This is a genomic window from Bacillus sp. Root920 (genome assembly GCF_001429445.1).
GTDB lineage: Bacteria > Bacillota > Bacilli > Bacillales > Bacillaceae > Bacillus > Bacillus safensis.
In genome coordinates this window covers 1161246-1180365 of the sequence record NZ_LMJV01000001.1, presented here as the reverse complement: position 1 = coordinate 1180365, position 19120 = coordinate 1161246, and the positions used below count along the sequence as shown (strand labels likewise).

At 41.0% G+C, this 19120-nt stretch carries 16 protein-coding genes; 4 read left to right on the top strand and 12 right to left on the bottom strand.

Annotation, left to right across the window (positions count from 1 at the left end; genetic code table 11):
- Positions 1–22: 22 nt before the first annotated feature.
- Together ASE42_RS05675 and ASE42_RS05670 are read right to left on the bottom strand one after the other, a co-directional pair.
- Positions 23–2926: a 5'-nucleotidase C-terminal domain-containing protein gene (locus ASE42_RS05675; protein WP_056766021.1), complete on the bottom strand. Its 2904-nt coding sequence runs from the start codon at positions 2924–2926 to the stop codon at positions 23–25.
- Positions 2927–3012: 86 nt separating this feature from the next.
- Positions 3013–6393 carry a CheR family methyltransferase gene (locus ASE42_RS05670; RefSeq protein WP_056766019.1) on the bottom strand — a complete coding sequence of 1127 codons (3381 nt, stop codon included), beginning with the start codon at positions 6391–6393 and terminating at the stop codon, positions 3013–3015.
- Between the two features lie 144 nt (positions 6394–6537).
- On the opposite strand from ASE42_RS05670, the gene ASE42_RS05665 reads away from it, so the two are divergent.
- On the top strand, positions 6538–7182 hold the full coding sequence (locus tag ASE42_RS05665; RefSeq protein ID WP_056766017.1) for a spore coat protein: 645 nt from the start codon (positions 6538–6540) through the stop codon (positions 7180–7182).
- Positions 7183–7206: 24 nt separating this feature from the next.
- On the opposite strand, the gene ASE42_RS05660 is transcribed toward ASE42_RS05665, so the two are convergent.
- Both ASE42_RS05660 and ASE42_RS05655 read right to left on the bottom strand, forming a co-directional pair.
- On the bottom strand, positions 7207–8079 hold the full coding sequence (locus tag ASE42_RS05660) for a hypothetical protein (protein ID WP_056766859.1): 873 nt from the start codon (positions 8077–8079) through the stop codon (positions 7207–7209).
- A gap of 156 nt (positions 8080–8235) precedes the next feature.
- The gene (locus ASE42_RS05655; protein ID WP_034623898.1) at positions 8236–8742 is read right to left on the bottom strand and encodes a YhcN/YlaJ family sporulation lipoprotein; all 507 of its coding nucleotides are present in this window, start codon (positions 8740–8742) and stop codon (positions 8236–8238) included.
- 151 nt (positions 8743–8893) lie between these two features.
- Between ASE42_RS05655 and ASE42_RS05650 the strand changes: the two genes are divergently transcribed.
- A complete protein-coding gene (locus tag ASE42_RS05650) occupies positions 8894–9292 on the top strand; it encodes a hypothetical protein (RefSeq protein WP_056766015.1) in 399 nt (132 codons plus the stop codon).
- A 34-nt stretch (positions 9293–9326) separates the two neighbouring features.
- Here the strand turns inward: ASE42_RS05650 and ASE42_RS05645 are convergent, their stop codons facing one another.
- Positions 9327–9707: a hypothetical protein gene (locus tag ASE42_RS05645; protein WP_024426614.1), complete on the bottom strand. Its 381-nt coding sequence runs from the start codon at positions 9705–9707 to the stop codon at positions 9327–9329.
- 96 nt (positions 9708–9803) lie between these two features.
- On the opposite strand from ASE42_RS05645, the gene ASE42_RS05640 reads away from it, so the two are divergent.
- Positions 9804–10895 (top strand): GGDEF domain-containing protein, encoded by a 1092-nt coding sequence (locus tag ASE42_RS05640; RefSeq protein WP_024425320.1) that lies wholly within the window; start codon positions 9804–9806, stop codon positions 10893–10895.
- Positions 10896–11106: 211 nt separating this feature from the next.
- A complete protein-coding gene (gene cspB / locus ASE42_RS05635; RefSeq protein ID WP_008349061.1) occupies positions 11107–11307 on the top strand; it encodes a cold shock-like protein CspB in 201 nt (66 codons plus the stop codon).
- A 114-nt stretch (positions 11308–11421) separates the two neighbouring features.
- Here cspB and ASE42_RS05630 read toward each other — a convergent pair whose 3' ends face one another.
- The 7 genes from ASE42_RS05630 to trmL form a co-directional block, all read right to left on the bottom strand.
- Positions 11422–11781, bottom strand: a complete 360-nt coding sequence (locus tag ASE42_RS05630; RefSeq protein WP_025093303.1) for a hypothetical protein — start codon at positions 11779–11781, stop codon at positions 11422–11424.
- Between the two features lie 13 nt (positions 11782–11794).
- Positions 11795–12319 (bottom strand): NAD(P)H-dependent oxidoreductase, encoded by a 525-nt coding sequence (locus ASE42_RS05625; RefSeq protein WP_024425322.1) that lies wholly within the window; start codon positions 12317–12319, stop codon positions 11795–11797.
- 17 nt (positions 12320–12336) lie between these two features.
- Positions 12337–13956 (bottom strand): DHA2 family efflux MFS transporter permease subunit, encoded by a 1620-nt coding sequence (locus ASE42_RS05620; protein ID WP_024426617.1) that lies wholly within the window; start codon positions 13954–13956, stop codon positions 12337–12339.
- A gap of 39 nt (positions 13957–13995) precedes the next feature.
- Positions 13996–14628, bottom strand: a complete 633-nt coding sequence (locus tag ASE42_RS05615) for an HlyD family efflux transporter periplasmic adaptor subunit (protein ID WP_024425324.1) — start codon at positions 14626–14628, stop codon at positions 13996–13998.
- Between the two features lie 364 nt (positions 14629–14992).
- The gene (yhbH, locus tag ASE42_RS05610; RefSeq protein WP_034282299.1) at positions 14993–16156 is read right to left on the bottom strand and encodes a sporulation protein YhbH; all 1164 of its coding nucleotides are present in this window, start codon (positions 16154–16156) and stop codon (positions 14993–14995) included.
- Between the two features lie 139 nt (positions 16157–16295).
- Positions 16296–18191 (bottom strand): PrkA family serine protein kinase, encoded by a 1896-nt coding sequence (locus tag ASE42_RS05605; protein WP_024425326.1) that lies wholly within the window; start codon positions 18189–18191, stop codon positions 16296–16298.
- Positions 18192–18635: 444 nt separating this feature from the next.
- Positions 18636–19109 (bottom strand): tRNA (uridine(34)/cytosine(34)/5-carboxymethylaminomethyluridine(34)-2'-O)-methyltransferase TrmL, encoded by a 474-nt coding sequence (gene trmL, locus ASE42_RS05600; RefSeq protein ID WP_034282301.1) that lies wholly within the window; start codon positions 19107–19109, stop codon positions 18636–18638.
- Positions 19110–19120: the final 11 nt, after the last annotated feature.

Here is a 19120-nt window from a genome sequence, read left to right as displayed (position 1 = left end):
TTTCTCTTAGATGATACGCTCTTTAGCTTGCTGCTTTTTCTTCTTGTTTTGCTTTTTGAATGCGTCCCTCTTTTTGATACACAATGGAAGCTCCTTCAAAGCTCTTCACAAAAGCGACAGTGGCTTCTAAATCCTCTGGGCCTGTTTCAGGATTTTTCCCCAGCCTTCCTATCGGTGCATACTTACTGCCAGTTGCAGTTGCCATAAAGTTATTCACCGTGAGTGTATATGTTTGATCAAGCGCAACGGCTGATCCATCTGGCAGCTTTAAGTCGACTACTTTATATGTTACCGGATCATAGGAATATGAAAAGCCCGAAATGCTATAATCTGGTCCAAATTGAGGAGAAATTTGCGCTTCAATGATCTCAGCCAAGTCTTTTCCCTTAATCTCAAGTTTAACTAATACGTTGCCGAAAGGCTGAATATTAAACAGATCTCCCCACGTAATCGGCCCTTTTTCAAGGTTTTGTCTGATGCCGCCGCCATTCATCATAGCAAAATCACTTTTCATAGAATACCTCATGCCATCAGCAATCAAATTACCGAGCGGCGTGTCTCCATCATTTGAATAGCCGCCTTCCATTTTGATACCAGCTTCTCCAACTACCTCACTAATAATCGGCTCAACTTCTTTCCCGTAATGAGCTAGGATGCCGGCTGCTTCCTTGTCCTTTTCAATACCAGACTGGTCTACGTACTGGATATTTGCACTCTTTTTGACAATATCCTTCGTTTTCCGGTCAAGTGTTATATTAACTTCGCCAATGGCCTTCCCATATTCAAAGGCTTGAACAATTAATTTCCCATTGACCTCTCCGTTTACGACTTCGTGATTATGCCCTGCAAAGATGACATCAATTTCATCATCGCCTTCTTTGGCAAGCTTCGCACTTTCTCCAGTGATGGTGTCTCCATTTTGTGAGGCTGTCATATGAGCTAAAACCGCTATGGCCTTGATCCCTTTTTGTTTTAGTTCCTTAGCGGCTTCATTTACGGCTTTGACTTCATCTGTAAACTGAATGTCTTTAATCCCTTCTGGCATGACCATTCCTGCGGCTGACTTTGTCACAACACCGATAAATGCTACAGGAATTCCTTCGACATCCATGATTTCATAAGCAGGTAAAAGTGGTTTGCCTGTATCCTTGTATTCACAGTTTGCACAAACGAGCGGAAAATTCTGCCCGTCATATCCCTTTGTGCCTTTAGGATGATCTCCGCCATTTATGATACGTAATAGCTCGTCCACCCCTTCATCAAATTCATGGTTGCCGACCGTGCCAACATCAAAGCCAATGTTCTCCATGAGTTCAACTGTTGGTTCATCTTGCAGAAGAGACGATATTGGAGAGCTGCCGCCTATCATATCTCCAGCATGGACTGTGATCGTATTTTTGTTTGCTGCTTGTTTCTGTTTCATATAAGCCGCCACATAATCCATCCGTCCGTACGTTCCTTTATTGCCATCACCTTTTAGATCCAGCTCGTATTGTTGATCAATTTTTCCGTGTAAATCATTCATGCTTAAAATGGTTAACGGGACTTCCCCAGCTTCCTCTGCCGGCTGATAGCCAGCCTGTTCTGCTTCTTCTTTTGAAGCAAAAAAGATGCGTTTATCTACAGCGATTTCTTTCCAGCTGTCAGGCGATACGTACGTTTTCGCTGATGAATCACCGACGTAGCGTGTCAGTCCTTTTTTCTGTTCACGTGCTCTAAATTCAAACGGCTGTTCCAGCAGCGGATCCGCTTCATTCCAAATACCCAGCCCTTTTTCTTTTGCCTCTTTGACCGCTTTTTGGAACGTCTGATAGTCCTTTTCATCTCCAACCGGCCAGATGAAATACGTAGGGGCATATCCTTTTTTCACAAGCTCTAAATTCGTATTGACCCCTTTTTTAGTTTTCACTTGAGCTAAAAGACGTCCATAGGCGTCCTTCGCTTCAGGACCAATCTTTAATGTCACTTTATCTCCGCTTGAAAGAAGCGTATTTAAATAGTCCGCCGCCTTTTGTCCAAAACGCAGCTGGTTTTGATCTAATTCATTTTTTGGCTTATGGTACGTTTCCGGCGTGTCCATATTCACAAAGCGCACCTTTGTTGTACCAAGCACAGGCTTCTTTAAATGAATCGTATCTCCATCTACCACCCGGTCAACCGTTGCCTCGTATTCTTTCTTCATTTTTGGCGGCTTCGGCTGGCGTTTCAGCAGACTGACATCACCTTTGTGTCTTGGAAGCACCTGCAGCGTATCATATCTGCTTAGCACTCCTGTAAACTCATACCATTTCCCTGTCTTTACTTCATCAATGGCACTAGTATCCACCATCACTCTAAGGATGGTGCTGTGATATTTTTTATCAATGATCACTACATTGTATCCACCGCCAGCCGGCTGCTCTGGTTTTGATTCAACATAGCCTTTGACCTTCACAAGTTTTCCTTCATGTTTACGTGCCTGATCCGTTTCTAGTTGTTTCACGGAGACTCGCTTCGGCTTTGGCAAAGTTTGATTCACACCATCGATCTTCAGACGGTCTCGATCCGGCACAATTTCAATCAGTCCTTTATAAGACGTGATCTTCCCCGTTACTGTCACCTTCATGCCTGCTTTTAGTTCTGGGAAATTGCTTTGCTGTGCTGAATAAATATTGATTCCAGCTGATTTGTCTTGAATGTACGTTGACAGTTTCCCATTGCCTATAGCCGATTGGTCTGCTGTCACAATTCCACTCACCGTCACCGTCTCTCCGATCAGCTGACGGGCTTTCTTGATTTTCATTGGCTTCTTTTGGTTCCAAACCGTTTCCTTCTTTTCAGACGCAATGGCTTGTTCTGCTGTGATCATGCCAGGCAGTAAGGATTGCAGACTAAAGATCACTAAAACCAGACAGCAGATCATTCGAATGGATCGAACACGTTTCATTAGACCCTCCCCTTCCGAGCTTTATCTCTCATAGTGTACTAAGTAAATATTGATGGTAGATGGATTTCTTGTAAATCTTATGTCTGTCAGCTCATTGGAAACGTAATAATCACTCGTGTCCCCTCAAAGCTTTTGCTTTCAAAACGAATGCTGCCGCCATGGCTTTCAATGATTTTAATCGTCATCATTAAACCAAGGCCAGTCCCTTTTTCTTTCGTTGTATAAAAAGGTTCACCCAGTTTCCCTATTTCGTCTTCTGGTATGCCCTTTCCCTGGTCTTCAAAAATCAGCATCATCTGATTATGTTCCAATACGGATGTGACTTGAATGACACCTGTCACACCATCCATCGCTTCAATACCGTTTTTAAGAATGTTTAAGAAAACTTGTTTCAGCTCATTTGGTATACCTTGAATGTTTGGCAGCGACGGAGATAAATTCTTCTGAATAGACACGCCTTTTAAAACCGCCTGTGATTCAACGACCATGATCACTTCTTCGAGCAGAAGATTGACATGTACCGGCTCAAATTTCACCGATTTGCTTCTAGAGAGCACAAGGAATTCATTAATAATCGCTTCAAGCCGATTAAATTCAGACATCATGACATCTGCATAATCCTTCTGATATTTCTTACTTTGAATCATCAGCTGTAAAAATCCCTTTAACGACGTCAGCGGGTTCCGTATCTCATGGGCGATGCCGGCTGCAAGCTGACCAACTGCGGACAGCATCTCTGACTTCATCAGCATCTTCTCTGACTGCTTTTGATTGGTAATGTCCTCTGAAATCCGCATCACGGTTGACTGCATTTTGTCAGGATCATCAATTCGGTGTAAAGAGACCCTCTCCCATCGTTCACGGCCTGATAAATCCTGAAAGTAAAGCTCACCAGTCCAGCTGCCTTCTTTTAAACAAACGTCCCATTGCTTTTCTAAATCATCACATTGACACAGCGAATGATAGACAGAAAAAATATCTTTGCCGATCAGGTCATATTCATGCTGCTGTACAAACTGGCAAAAGCGCTGATTCACGCATTGGATGACCCCTTCCTCAGTTGCAACAACAATATGGATATGGCTATTATCCAGTGCTGTTACCGCTAGATGGAGTGACTGTTTGATTTTTGTCATTTCCGTCATTTTAATCCACGTCATCACCGCTCCCTCATGATCTTGATCAAAGATAGGTGTGATGTGAACAGTGAATTGTTCTCCTTCATTCGTTTCAATTTCTCGTTCGATGACGCGCCTGTCCGAGATAACCGATTGTATGTCATGATAGAGCGTTTCCTGCGTAAGCTTCTTAGCCATCGCCTGAAAGGATTGCTGTTGCCTTATTTGAGCTGAAGTAAATAAAGAGGCGGCTGTAGGAGTGTAATAGCGAATATTCATGTCCCGGTCCACAAACAACGTCGCAAGCTGAGGCTTAACAGAAGGTCTATACAGTTCTTCCCTTGTTACCCTTAAGTTGTTTATGATATTAATAAAATGTTCATGTTTTTTCTCAAGCTCCGCTATTTGCGTGTTTTTCACTTTTAATTGAGCCCTTGCCTCCTGCTCTTTTTGTTTAATTTCATTGAGTTCATTTTCTAAATCGACAATACGCTGTTGATAAACTGAATTCTGATCTGGCATCCCTTTTTCCCTGCTGTTCTCTTGAATTTTCCCTCTCTCATTCATTCGAATGAGAATGACGTATACCCCTTTAAAACGGTGATCAAAACTCTTTACAATAAAATCCGCATACTGCTTTTTTCCTTTTTCCGAAATGAGAACATGCTGAAACACAACCTCTGTCTCGTCCGTCCATACCTTTTGAAAGGTTTGACTCAACATCTCTTTCAAATAATCAGGTGTGACATATTCACATGATTGATCTGACACTTCTGTACGGTCTAAGAAGGAATAGGCCCCATTTGACATCGCCAGAATTTTGTCACAATCATTGATCACCATGCATGCGTCATATTCTTCGCTCACTTCTTCCATATATTGAGCAGCTCGCTTTTTTAACTCGGCATCACGAGCGTCACATACCCAAGGGACACTAGATGCAGGAACATTTGAATAGGTGTAAATGTTCCACTTCTCATTGAATAATTGAAACAATCGAGGAATATTGGGAACAGTTTCATTTGGCCCTAAGATTAACACCCCTTGATCTTTTAAAGCATATTGGAATCGGGATAATACTCGTTTTTGTACTTCTGGCTCAAAGTACATCAGAACATTTCGGCAACTGATAAAATCGAGGTGGATAAAAGGTGAATCAATCAATAAATTGTGAGGAGCAAAAACAATATGTTTTCTAAGCGACTGCTTCACAATAAAAGCGTCACCTTTTTTTTCGAAATATCGCGCCCGCCATTTTTCCGGTATGCTTGCCATAGACTCTATCGAATAAAGACCTTTACTAGCTATTTGAATGGCTTTTCGGTTGATATCTGTCGCAAAGACTTGAAGTTCAATGGACACATCTCTTCGCTTCATTTCTTCTAAAAATAAAATCGTAAAAGAATAAGCTTCTTCCCCTGTCGAACATCCCGCAATCCAAATTCGGCATCGAGATTTCCCGTTGTTCATCGAATGGTCAATGATTGACGGGATCACCTTCTGTTCACATACTCGAAAAGCCTCCATATCTCTAAAGAAAGCAGTCGTGCCGCTTAGGAGCTGGGCATGCAGGCGATCAAGCTCATCTGGTTCTCTTTCTAATAAACGATCGTACTCTGTTAATAATGACATCGGTTCATTTGCAGTGCGCATGCGTTTTTGAATAACAGAAAGCAGCCTTTTCTTTTCATAGGTGGAAAAGGCAATCCCTTTATACCTTTCGAGACGTTCAATGATTCTTAGTAAAGCTGGATCCGTCTCATCCACATACGGGACATTGATGATATTGGCCATATAAGCTGCAAGGGTGGATGGATTTTTGAATGTGTGATGATACATGCTGTCAAAAACACTCTCTACTTCACTGCATGATAAGGCTGTACCGCCTTGCTCAACCAACCGAAGCAATCCACTCCCCACGCAATGACCTTTTTGAAAAAAGATCGCAAACGCCTCTTCCTTTTGAACACTGGCAAGTGACTTAAAAAGCGAGTCGACAGAACATGCCTTGTTTGTTGGCAGCTGCTCTGATACATGAAGCCGATGATCTTCTGTTAACGTCACAGCCGCATGCTGCGGACAAAAATAGATGGTCTTCTTCATGACTTTCTCACCATGTTTAATCGTTTTTGCCCGGTAGCCAATCGGTAAAACAAGTGCTTCTAAATCTGTTATACAATCGCCTGTCACATGATTTTGCACAACAATAAAAGAGGCATTTAATTCAGGTGGCAACGATTGAAAAAAAGCCTCAAGATGATGCTGTTCAAACGGCGAAACACCGATGCCGATCACTGGTGCCTGCACATGTTCGTCTTCTATCAAACGATTAATGATTTTGTCCTGCATCTGGTACCCCCATGTTCATTCGTCTGATACTTTTTTTCGACAAAAAGAAAGAAAACCCTCTAATTGTAAATAATGTTTTTTGCATGAAAACGAGAAAACATCCTCACATTAAAACAGATTGTATAAACAAAAGGAGGAATCTCAATGCAAAACGATCAGCAGCCAATGTTTCAAGGAAACGCTCAGCAGCCTGAACTCAACCATGGCGGGCATGAGTTATTCGATTTACATGAAATTTTAGCCGGCACGATTAATATTTTGGATCAATATATGATCCTGCGGCAATTTATTCAAGATCCTGCATTATCCGACATCTTGGATCGACAATATCAATTCGTTTTATCCCAGTACAATGTCACTGTAGATTGTTTTTCTACAGGCCAAAAGCCTAGTGAAGAAACAGCTACTTATATGATGAAAGAACACACACAAGTGACATACGGAATTAAACCTACTCAGCCGAAGAAGCCGAATCAGTCATTACAGGATGTAAAAGACTTAGGCATCACAGGACATATGCTCAGCCTAGTCAAATCACACGCTGGGTTACTTTCCATGTCCGCATTAGAAGTTACAAACCCTGTCGTCAGACGTGTGCTTGCTGCGCAGATCCCGAACTTTATCGAAATGGCCTATGAAATTTTCTTGTATCAAAACAAGCATGGCTACTATCAAGTTCCTCAGCTTTCCAAACAAGACATGACAGCCATGACATCAGCTTTTGCACCGCTTCAGGGGCAGGTTCAAATGCCTCCTAGCAAGGTTGATCAACAAAAACCTCTTCATTAAAAAAACGGCTGACCCCTTCTCTGGTCAGCCGTTTTTTCTTTGATACATCACTTTAAACTGTTTTTCAAAATCTGTGAGCCTCTCCCCCGTCGCCTGTTCAAAGCCGCTAGCAAATTGGCCCGTTTTCGCAGTTTCCTCCATGATCTCATGTATGACATCTCGTCCGTAAAGCTGCACCAGCTCATAGATCATATAATAGCTTTGTAAATAGACATCTGTCTCATACGTTACCCGGGAGTTCTGCCAGTCTTGATCAGAATGAAGAGATTGAAATGGAATTACATCGAAGCGTTCAGACGTAGCATTTAACACGTCATAGGCCGTCCACTCTGCTGTTCCTTCGTGGAACCAAAGCGGAAAAATGCCTGGAGATACGTCATATGAATGGACCTTTTCATAGAATACAAAATGAGCATACTCATGAATAAAAAGCGTATTGAAAAAGTATAAAGGCAGAGTCTCTTTCTTCAATAATGCTTCCCGTTTATCTGGATATAGCCCAATCATTTGATCATGATCAGAGTAAAATCCGGTTATATGCTTAATCCCAGCCATTTGTTCGATCGTCTCTTTATCATCAAAATAAATAACGTCTAAAGGTCTGTCAGCTTCAAACTGAAACACTGACGATGTTCTCTTCTCTGCCTGTTTCATGGCCTCTATGGTCAGATCAACAAAAGCATCCTCTTCCTCTGCATAGTAGATTCGAATATGTTCATAGACTTGCTTATTGAGTCCATCCGTGATAACCGTTTTAGAAGAAGACTGCTCCAAATATTGTCCTGTCAGCTGAAACGCAACATAAATCAAGTACGCGGTGAAAGCATAAAAAATCAGACCTGCTGCAATCATCCCGCTTACAAGTTTTTTATGAATCAATGACGGCCTTGCTTTCATTTGCTCCCCACCTGAATTCATCCTGCACCCTCTTTCTCTCTCTATGAAGAAACAAAGATCAACAAGAGGTGATATATTTTTTACTTTATGCAGTCAGGTGCGCGAGGTGCGGTTCCAAACAAAAAAGCCGCATATGACATACGGCTTTTGTCGTAGCTATTTTGATTCAGGGAAGACACGTCTAACCGTTTCAGTAAATTCATCGAAAAATCCTGAAATCGGCTCTCCGCTTTTAATACGTTTTCCATAACCTTGCATACGATCGACAAAGTCTGGATTAGCAGATACATACACGTTGTCGATTTGTTGATCCGTTGATTTGACTTTGTCTGAAATTTTCTTTTTCAGATCGTCCGTCACATCACCGCTTTTATTGCCTTCAAGTACAACGGCAACAAATGCATTTTTTCCTGTGACAAGTACGTTCGCTGTTTTCACTTCAGACATATTGGCTACGAGCTCTGACGCCTTATCTGACACTTTGACCTTCTGAGGTGTTTGAACATCTGGCTGATCCTGCCTCATGTTGTCATTCTTATATGTGACATTTTCATACTGCCGTTTCATTGTTCCTCTACGCTCATCGCCTTGGTTGTTCATTCCACACCCAGCGGTGATTAATGTTGGCACGAGCAGTAAAGATAGCATCCATTTCTTATTCATCAATTATTCCCTCCTTTTGCTCATAGGTTTTTCATCCAGCCGCCTTTTTATGCACATATCCTCTCTTTCCGCAAAATGAATTCATAATTCAGCTGTGATTGGTCATCCTAAACTTGATGAAAGATCATCACGATCAAATGGAGGGATTCGTTTGTTTAAAAAAAGAAAAGGTATGAGCACTGGCGCAATGATCGCAGTATCAACAGCTATCATTGCATTATTCTCCCCGGTTTTACGAAGAAGACTGAAAAGCATGACACAAATGAATATGTCTTCAATGATGAAAGGCGCAAACCATCAGCACCAAGATTCACCTCGTCATGAGTCCCGCTCACATAAGGAATCAAAAGGAACAGGTGAAGTTGGCCAATTGATCAAGCAGGCATTCACAGCTGTCCAGCCAAATCAAACGAACCAGCACCAATCACCATCAAGAACTCATCAGCCAAGAGAGTCTTATGCGCAATCTCTTCACATTGATGAAAGTGTGATGAATGTGATGGATGATGAATCGATCCAGCAAGTCATCAATGACATCGAGCACAAATAATAAAACAGGAGCCTTCATAAAAAGAGGCTCCTGTTTATTCTCCTGAAAAATGTTCTTTGACCATAAGACAAAAGGAAGGTAGAAATGTGATTTCGATTGTTGTGATGAAGTCGTCATGATGCTCTAATATCAGCAAAAGCTCCTTTTCTTCCTTCCGATCTTTTTTAATCTCTACATGCTGCACTGTTTTAAAATCATATATTCCTAAAACGGATTCGGTCTTTTTTCGAACGACGTTTAAGCTAAACTCCTTCATAGCAAGCGACATGTTCACAACAAATCGCTCCTCTTGATTCTCGAACCGAAAAGTCAAATCTTGATATTCAACCGGCATTTCTTTTTCAAATCCGGCATCTGGCATTTTTTCAAAAAAAGAAAGCCAGTCTGTTTGATCTGGAAAGCGTTTTCCTCGCATTTTCTTCAATTCCTCATCATTAAAATTTTTATTAATTATCTTTTTTCCCCTTTTCTTTTGCAACAAATTTTAGTAATTTTAAAAAGGTGATTCTATTTGCTAAGAGACCTCTTTATTAATTTAACAATTCTTGTTACTTTCCATTACTTATTTATACTTGTGTTTAAAGAGAATTTTCTAAAGAAAGAAGATACCTTGCTCAGACAAATATGCAAAGGCATGCTTTCTGGGTTACTCGGTGTCCTTTTAATGTTCTTCTCTATTAAAACAGGACCAGCGATCATCGATTTAAGACATATTCCCCTTATTTTAACGGCCTTTTATGGAGGCATCGCCCAAACAATGATTGCAGCTTTTGTTGTGATCATTGGCCGATTATTAATCGAAGCCAATATCGCTTCTTCCATCAATATTTTTTCCATGATGTTTATCGCAGCCGCTTCTTTTTTGATTGCAGAGCGTCATATGAATCATGTTGTGAAAATGCTGTTATCCATTACGATTGGTAATGTTGTTGCCACAAGCCTGTTCATCTTGATCGTGCATGAGACATCATTTCAGCTGCATTCTACTTATTGGATTTTCTCATATATTGCTGGATTGTTTAACTTTTATGTCATTGAGCATCAAACAAAAGCATATCAGCTGTTAAATTTGTATAAATTCCAAGCTCATTATGACTTTTTAACAGGTGTTTTAAATAAACGGAAGTTCGATGAGGTATTAAGTGATGCTTTTACTAAGAAGTTGAAGCAGCCTATCCATCAAATGTCCCTTATTTACCTAGACATCGATTACTTCAAAACCATCAATGATCAATATGGGCATCATGAGGGAGATATTGTTTTAAAAGAAATCGGTACAAGACTGATTAAAAACACAAGAAGCTCTGATTATATTGGTCGGATTGGCGGTGAAGAATTCGCTGTCCTTCTACCAAATTGTACAATTGAAAAAACATGGCAGATTGCAGAACGCTTGCGAAAAAAAATAGCCGATCAGCCGATTTATTTAAAAAACGGTCTGTCCATTCACACTACGGTATCAATTGGATGTGCTTATTCTCATGGAACTGGTGCAGACATCAAGCAATTACCGATTATAGCTGATCAGGAGCTCTATAAAGCGAAGGAGTCCGGCCGAAATCAAGTGAGCTTTTCAGAGAGAAAAAAAGACCTTTTGACATAGGCATTTTCCTCAATTTGTTAGCACTAATTATTTTTAAAAAAGTTTTCGTATAACAGTTGTTTTTTCCCGCAAACACTGGTAAAGTAAAGGTAATTATTTTTGTTCGTATCATCTTTAAGAAGAAAGTTTTGAAAGAGTTTTCGTCTTTGAAGTTTGTGTAAGAGCAAGAATAGTGAATTTAAGCGTTAAGATCGCTTTAGGAGGAAATTTCATGTTAGAAGGTAAAGTAAAATGGTTCAACTCTGAAAAAGGTTTCGGATTCATCGAAGTAGAAGGTCAAGACGATGTATTCGTTCACTTCTCTGCTATCCAAGGCGAAGGCTTCAAAACTTTAGAAGAAGGTCAATCAGTTTCTTTCGAAATCGTTGAAGGTAACCGTGGACCACAAGCTGCTAACGTTAACAAAGCGTAATTTAAGAGCATCTGCTCTTTTAGCACTTTATAGAGTGAAGGAAAACCGCCCGGCTTCTGCCGGCGGTTTTTTTGTGCCATAAAAAAAAGAGAACCTGATGAGAGGTTCTCTTTTTTATTTGTCCTTCTGTTTTAGCTTCTGCAAAGCAGAACGATACATATCATCATTCATTTTTGTCTCTGGTTCTTCTTCTTTGACAGGTGGTTCTGGCTGCTTAAACTTTTGAAGCGCCTGTCTGTAGAAATCGTCGCCAGACGCAGCATCATCCGTTTGAGAAGGCTCTGACGCTTTTTTTTCAACTTCAGGCTCTACATGTCTCGCCACAGCTTCTGGCTCGCTATGCGGCACGTCAGGCTGTTTGGAGACATCTTCTTTGATCTCTTCCTTATCGGCTGATGCGTGTCTGACATTGAACGCTACTAATCCAATAATGACTAGAACAGCAGCTACTAACGCTACAATAATCGTCGCCAAAAGAACCCTCTCCTTATCGCTTAAATGATGCAGTGACTGATGCTACACGTCTTCCTAGTGCTTTTCCAAGTTCAATGCCTTCAGTCGAAATCAATTCATCTGAATCGATCGGACATGTCACACCAGCTCCATAGTAAGAGCCGTATAAAGCATTCTCTGGAACATTTCCAGGAAGGCCGACAACAAGCATTCCTTGGTGGAACATTGGTGTGATCAAATTATGCATGGTCATTTCTAAACCGCCGTGTGTTGTAGCAGTTGTACAGAAAACAGCACCGACTTTATCGATTAGTTTTCCTTCTGCCCATAAGTAGCCGAGACGGTCAATCCATGTCTTTAACCCAGAACTAATGGTACCAAAGTGACCAGGGCAGCCCCAAATGATCGCATCCATTTGATCAAGCTTGCGAATATCCGCATCTTTCACGTGATCAATGAATACTTCAGCTTGCTCTGTTTCACCCGCGCCTGCTGCAATCGCTTCTGCAAGTGCTTTTGTATGGTCACCTTCACTATCGTATACAACATAAATTTTCATGTACGGTCCCTCCACACTTATCTTGCATCTTGGTTTGCTTCCTTAGGTGCTGGAAGCAGTGATATTTCTTGTTTCTTATGCTGCTGTTCTTTTCGCTTTTTATCCTTACGAACATCTCGCAGGAACAAGCTGAGAATGACACCAGCCGCACAGAATAATGTCACCCACATATAAGCATCATTGATACCCATCACGTTTGAATCGATCTGTGCTTTCGTAAAGAGCTGGGTTGATACATATTTTTGAGCAGCTTCTGCTGTCATACCCATATGATGCATCACATTCGATACCGCCGCCTGGAATGAATTCATAAAGAACGGGTCCGCTGTATTTGTTTGATCCGCCATATTGGAATAATGGAATGTCGTCCGATTCGTATAAATCGTTGTGATCAAACTCGTACCGATGGAACCGCTAATTTGTCTTAATGTATTAGACATCGCTGTACCATGGCTGTTTAAGTGCTGCGGTAATTGGTTCATCCCTGCTGTCATAACTGGCATCATCAAGAGTGACATACCAAATGCACGTACTGCATACATGAGCACTATGTGACTATAGGAAGTATCAATGGTCAGCTTTGTAAACTCATATGTCGTGACAACGGTAATGAGCATCCCCACTATGGCAAGCGGACGAGGTCCAAATTTATCAAACAAGATTCCTGAAATCGGGGACATAATGAGCATCGCAAGTGCCCCTGGAAGCATTAATAGCCCAGATTGCAATGCCGTAAACCCAACGAGGTTTTGCAGATAAATCGGAAGTAAGAACATCCCCGTATATAAGGCAACCGTAATAATGATGTTAATGACACTTGATAATGAGAAAATGCTGTATTTAAATACGCGGAAATCAAGCATCGGATTATCAACTTTCAACTGTTGGAAAATAAAGAGAATGATCGCAATCGCACCAATAATAATCGTAGATAAGACGATCGGATCTGTCCAACCATCACTTCCTGCTTCACTCACTCCGTATAGAAGTGAAGCAAAACCGACGATTGAAAGAATTGCACCAAGACTGTCCAGCTTGATTTTTTTAGGCTCTACAATATTTTTAAACATAAAGAAAGCCGCGATAATGACAATCGCACCGATTGGCACAAGTCCATAAAACATAATACGCCAAGAATAATGTTCAATAATGTAACCAGATAATGTTGGTCCTACTGCAGGAGCAAACATCATCGCAAGACCAAAAATCCCCATTCCTTTCCCTCTGTTTTCCGGAGGGAAAATAAAAAGGATTGTTGTCATGACGAGCGGCTGTAAGATACCGCCGCCGACAGCCTGAATCAAACGGCCGATAAGCATCGTTGAAAAGTTTGGCGCAATACCGCAAATAAATGTACCTAGTGTAAAAGAGATCATAGCCACTAGGAATAAGCTGCGCTGTCCAAAACGTGTGATTAAAAACGCAGACAACGGAATCAGCACACCGTTGACAAGCATGTAGCCTGTTGTCAGCCACTGAATCGTCGTTGCACTCACATTAAATTCTGTCATTAAATGGGGCATGGCTACGTTCAAAAGCGTTTGGTTTAAAATCGCTACGAACAAACCGGCCATTAAAATGATCAGTAAAGACAAGGAGCCTGTTCCCTGTTTTGTCGCTGCAGGTTGATTTGCCATCTCAGACAACCTCCTTTCATATTTTGATATCAATCATCATTAAGATGAAATTTTGACAGAAGCATTCATACCTGGAAGCACTTTGTCTGATGGATTTTTAATTGAAATTTTCACTGCTACTTTTTGCGTTACTTTTGTATAGTTACCACTTGAATTCGTTGCTGGCAGCATATTGAATGTTGAGTTTGTCGCATAACCAATTTGTTCAACAGTTCCTTCAAATGTTGTATCAGGATCTCCATCTACAACGATGTCGACTTTGTCGCCTTTTTCAATGTTTTTAATATCTGTTTCTTTAATATTTGCTGTGATGTAAAGCTTGCTTAAATCAATTGTTTCACCAAGAACTGTACCAGGCTGCACTTGTTGATTGTTTTGTACTTCTTTTTTGACTAATGTGCCATCAGCCACTGCTTTAATGTTTGTTTTTGTTTGTCCTTCAACTTTTGCAACTGTGCTGTCTTTTTCCACTTCGTCACCTTCGTTGATATCCCAGCCTTTGATTTGTCCAGCTGCTGGTGCTGTAATTTGATACATGTCACCTGTCACTTTTGCCTCATCTGTTTTGACAAAGTTTGTGCTTTCGTAGTAGTAATAAGCACCTCCGGCAATAATGGCAAGAATCACAATAAGGCCAATAATGTTCGTTAGCAATAAACGCCCTCTGTTCATGTTTTGTTTCTCCTTTCATGTATAAAAATATAGTGTCATCTGCTTTAGCAAACTTAGAATGCCCATCATCTGACAGAATATGAAACAAGCTCAACAATCTGTCCTTTTCCCTTCATCTACTCCCGCCCCTATCATGGTGTGCAGCCCATTTATACTTATTGTTCACTTATGAGCAAAGAGCAGAAAAAGAAGAAAAGACGATCGGCATCTTTTTTGAAAAACTTATATTTAACAAGATTAAATATTAATAAATGAAAATTGAAATGTCAAAGAGAAAGTTTTACTTTTTTTTTGGCGATCCTTTCCTTCTCCACACAAAAAACCTTTCAGCCCTTATGCTGAAAGGTTTTTTCAAATGTGCTCGTTATGAATGAACTTCTTCCTGCTGAAAAAATTTTTTTAGTGCGAGAAAAACGTCTGATTTTTGCTTCAAAATATAATGCTTAAATTTCTCATCCTGAATGTGCTTATATGCTGACATTAACGTAGAATGCCGGTTGTATTGATTGACCTCACCGTAACAGAATAAATTGGCTTTTTTCATGATTTCAGAAACAAGTTTCACACACCGGGCGTTGTCTGAGGTCAAATTGTCACCATCAGAAAAGTGAAAAGGATAAATATTATATCTCGACGGCGGGTATCGTTCATCTATGAGCTCTAGTGCCTTTCGATAGACAGACGAGCAAATGGTCCCCCCGCTCTCACCCCGTGAGAAGAAATGTTCTTCGTCTACCACCTTCGCCTCTGTATGGTGGGCAATAAATTCAATATCGACCGTCTCATACTTTGTCCGTAAGAAACGTGTCATCCAAAAGAAAAAACTTCTCGCCATATATTTTTCCCAAAGCCCCATACTTCCGCTCGTATCCATCATCGCCAAAACGACGGCTTTCGACTCTGGTTTGGTCACTTCATTCCACGTTTTATACTTGATATCCTCTGGGTAGATTGGATAAAAGGAAGGACTGCCTGTCATCGCATTTCGTTTAAATGCCGACAGCATCGTTCGTTTTTTGTGGATATTTCCTGTTAACCCGGTTTTGCGAATATCGTTAAACTCAATTTGTTCAACAATGATGTCGTCAAGCTCCTTTTGCTTGAGGTTTGGCAGCTCTAGTTCACGAAACAGTGCTTCCTCGAGATCCATTAATGAGACTTCTGCTTCGTAATAATCCTCACCAGCTTGATCTCCAGCACCCTGCCCCTTTCCTTGACCCTGCTTGCTGTCTGAGCCGTCACGCGCAACAACATCGCCAACCTCGCTGTCTCCATCGCCTTGACCCACATGTTTATTTTTGTCGTAGTTATACCGAATTTTATATTCATCTAATGAACGGATCGGAATTTTCACAACATCTTTTCCATTCGACATGATGATGCTTTCTTCTGTGACAAGATCCGGCAAATTGTTTTTAATCGCCTCTTTGACTTTTTTCTGATGACGCTGCTGGTCGTCATAGCCTTTTCGATGGAGGGACCAGTCTTCCTGAGACACAATAAACTGACTTTTTTCTTGCCGGGACATCCATCCCCCTCCTCACCTATTTGCACAATTCTTCTAACCATCGATTCCTTTATCCTATGCTGCTCGTCATCCAAGTTGACGATCATTTCTAAAAAAGACATTACCGGTGCTGATGCGCCAATAATGCCTCCTTCATATATTAACGATTCAGAAGACTGCCTACATATTTTAAAAGTTCATTTGCACTTGTTGAATTATAGCCATGCTCATCAATTAATCTAGCCACTACTTCATTGACCTTCTTCAGCTGCTGTTCATCCGGTGTCTTCGTCGATGTCGTGATTTTCACCACATCTTTTAGATCAGCAAACAGCTTCTTCTGAATGGCCTCCCGCAATCTCTCATGCGAATTATAATCAAAGCGTTTTCCCTTTCTCGCATAAGCCGAAATACGAATTAGAATTTCTTCTCTAAATGCCTTTTTGGCGTTTTCAGAAATACCGATCTGCTCTTCAATTGAACGCATGAGCTTTTCATCAGGATTCATTTCTTCACCCGTTAACGGATCACGCAGCTTGTTTTTATTGCAGTATGCCTCGACATTATCTAAGTAATTATCCATCAGCGTTTTCGCAGACTCCTCATAGGAATACACAAATGCCTTTTGCACTTCCTTCTTCGCAATATCATCATACTCTTTTCGCGCGACTGAAATGAAATTCAAATAACGCTCCCGGTCCTCGCTGGAGATAGACGGATGCTGATCGAGCCCTTCTTTTAAGGAGCGAAGGACATCCAGTGCATTGATCGATTCCATATTCTTTCGAATGATGGTAGATGAAATTCGGTTAATCACATACCGCGGATCAATTCCGCTCATCCCTTCGTCATGAAATTCCTTTTTCATCTCATCAATGTCGACTGATTGGAAGCCTTCGACACTTTCTCCGTCATACAAACGCATTTTTTTCACCAAATCAATATCAGAACGCTTCGGCTCTTTCAATCTCGTCAAAATGGAGAACATTGCTGCTACCTTCAGCGTATGCGGGGCAATATGCACATCTGAGACATCACTCTCTGAAATCATTTTATGATAAATGCGTTCTTCTTCTGTGACCTTTAAGTTATAAGGAATTGGCATCACAATAATTCTTGAATGGAGCGCCTCGTTCTTTTTATTTGAAATAAACGACCGGTACTCGGTTTCATTCGTATGGGCGACGATCAATTCATCTGCACTAATTAAGGCGAATCTTCCTGCCTTAAAATTTCCTTCCTGCGTTAATGACAGGAGGTGCCAGAGAAATTTCTCATCACACTTTAACATCTCCTGAAACTCCATCATCCCTCGGTTTGCTTTATTGAGTTCTCCATCAAAGCGGTAGGCGCGGGGATCTGACTCTGATCCAAATTCAGCAATGGTTGAAAAATCGATGCTTCCTGTTAAATCGGCAATGTCCTGAGATTTCGGATCAGACGGACTAAAAGTACCAATACCGGTCCGTTTATCTTCAGAGAAAAAGATCCGCTCGACCCTTACATCTTCAATTCTGCCGCCATATTCCTCTTCCAGTCTCATCATGTTCAGAGGCGACAAATTCCCCTGCACACGAATCCCATATTCTCTATAGAAATCCTCCCGCAGATTTTGCGGAATGAGATGAAGCGGATCTTCATGCATAGGGCAGCCTTTGATCGCATAAACTGCGCCATGATCTGTCAATGAATATTCTTCAAGTCCTCTTTTCAATCTAGTGACAAGCGTCGATTTCCCCCCGCTTACTGGTCCCATCAGTAATAAAATACGCTTCCTGACATCTAGCCGCTTGGCAGCAGGGTGAAAATATTCCTCCACTAATCTTTCGAGTGATTCCTCTAACCCAAACAGCTCCTGATCAAAAAATTTGTAGGTTCTGACCCCATTCTCCTCTTCAATCCCGCTGTCTTTAATCATATGATAAACGCGAGAATGAGCAGATTGAGCGACAAGTGGATTTTCCTTAATAATGTCTAAATAATCGCTGAATGTGCCTTCCCATTTGAGACGCTGCTCTTCTTCTCTGTGCTGTTCGATTTTCTTTAAAATATCCATATGAACCTCCTCTTTCAAGATTGAAGCTAGAAATCAGATACTGTTTTACAATCTATGCGGAGGCGTCCTATTACATGCTTTTGTTCTTCAAAATGACGAATTGGCAAACTGAATTGACAACCATCCGCAAGACCCTTCATAATAAAGGAAAAATAGGAGAAAAATGATTTTCTTCTCCTGCTTTTCAAGGTGAACTTCACATCATATGAAACAGGCAGCGAACGGAACAAAGGGATAAGGGGGAGCTTATATGAGAACGGTCATTATGATGGGCGTCATCATTACGTTTTTAGTATCCATTTTCACTGCTGGTTACGAAGGCAAGCCTGGTAAATGAAAAAAAGGATGTTCCATTTGCGGAACATCCTTTTCATTTTCAACATGTCAAAAAAAGTTATTTCACATAAAAAAGCCGAGATCAGTATCTCGGCTTTTATCATGATCTTATATGAGATCGCGATATTGCTGCTGGCGAAGTGCCTCATATACAAGAATGGCTGCCGTATTCGACAGATTCAGAGAACGAACATGCTCTGTCATCGGTAAACGAAGACAACGGTCCATATTTTGTTCAATCAAATCTTTTGGCAATCCACTTGTCTCTCTTCCAAACACAAAGAAATAGTCTTCATCCAGCTGAGAGTAATCAAATGTTGTATGCGGCTTTTGGCCAAATTTAGTGATATAGAAAAATTGCCCCTTCGGATGTGCCTCAAACAATTCATCAAGTGAATCATGATAGACCACATTGGCATATTTCCAATAATCGAGTCCTGCACGCTTCAGCATTTTGTCATCTGTCGAAAAACCAAGCGGACGAATCAGATGAAGGGTTGTATTTGTTGCTGCACATGTACGCGCAATATTTCCAGTATTAGCTGGAATCTCTGGTTGATATAAAACGACATGAAGTCCCAAAAAAGTTCACC

What these genes read in the sequence shown, in the direction of transcription:
- ASE42_RS05675 (WP_056766021.1), bottom strand. Translation starts at nt 2,926, where the DNA reads ATGAAACGTGTTCGATCCATTCGAATGATCTGCTGTCTGGTTTTAGTG.
- ASE42_RS05670 (WP_056766019.1), bottom strand. Translation starts at nt 6,393, where the DNA reads ATGCAGGACAAAATCATTAATCGTTTGATAGAAGACGAACATGTGCAG.
- ASE42_RS05665 (WP_056766017.1), top strand. Translation starts at nt 6,538, where the DNA reads ATGCAAAACGATCAGCAGCCAATGTTTCAAGGAAACGCTCAGCAGCCT.
- ASE42_RS05660 (WP_056766859.1), bottom strand. Translation starts at nt 8,079, where the DNA reads ATGAAAGCAAGGCCGTCATTGATTCATAAAAAACTTGTAAGCGGGATG.
- ASE42_RS05655 (WP_034623898.1), bottom strand. Translation starts at nt 8,742, where the DNA reads ATGAATAAGAAATGGATGCTATCTTTACTGCTCGTGCCAACATTAATC.
- ASE42_RS05645 (WP_024426614.1), bottom strand. Translation starts at nt 9,707, where the DNA reads ATGCGAGGAAAACGCTTTCCAGATCAAACAGACTGGCTTTCTTTTTTT.
- cspB (WP_008349061.1), top strand. Translation starts at nt 11,107, where the DNA reads ATGTTAGAAGGTAAAGTAAAATGGTTCAACTCTGAAAAAGGTTTCGGA.
- ASE42_RS05625 (WP_024425322.1), bottom strand. Translation starts at nt 12,319, where the DNA reads ATGAAAATTTATGTTGTATACGATAGTGAAGGTGACCATACAAAAGCA.
- ASE42_RS05620 (WP_024426617.1), bottom strand. Translation starts at nt 13,956, where the DNA reads ATGGCAAATCAACCTGCAGCGACAAAACAGGGAACAGGCTCCTTGTCT.
- ASE42_RS05615 (WP_024425324.1), bottom strand. Translation starts at nt 14,628, where the DNA reads ATGAACAGAGGGCGTTTATTGCTAACGAACATTATTGGCCTTATTGTG.
- yhbH (WP_034282299.1), bottom strand. Translation starts at nt 16,156, where the DNA reads ATGTCCCGGCAAGAAAAAAGTCAGTTTATTGTGTCTCAGGAAGACTGG.
- ASE42_RS05605 (WP_024425326.1), bottom strand. Translation starts at nt 18,191, where the DNA reads ATGGATATTTTAAAGAAAATCGAACAGCACAGAGAAGAAGAGCAGCGT.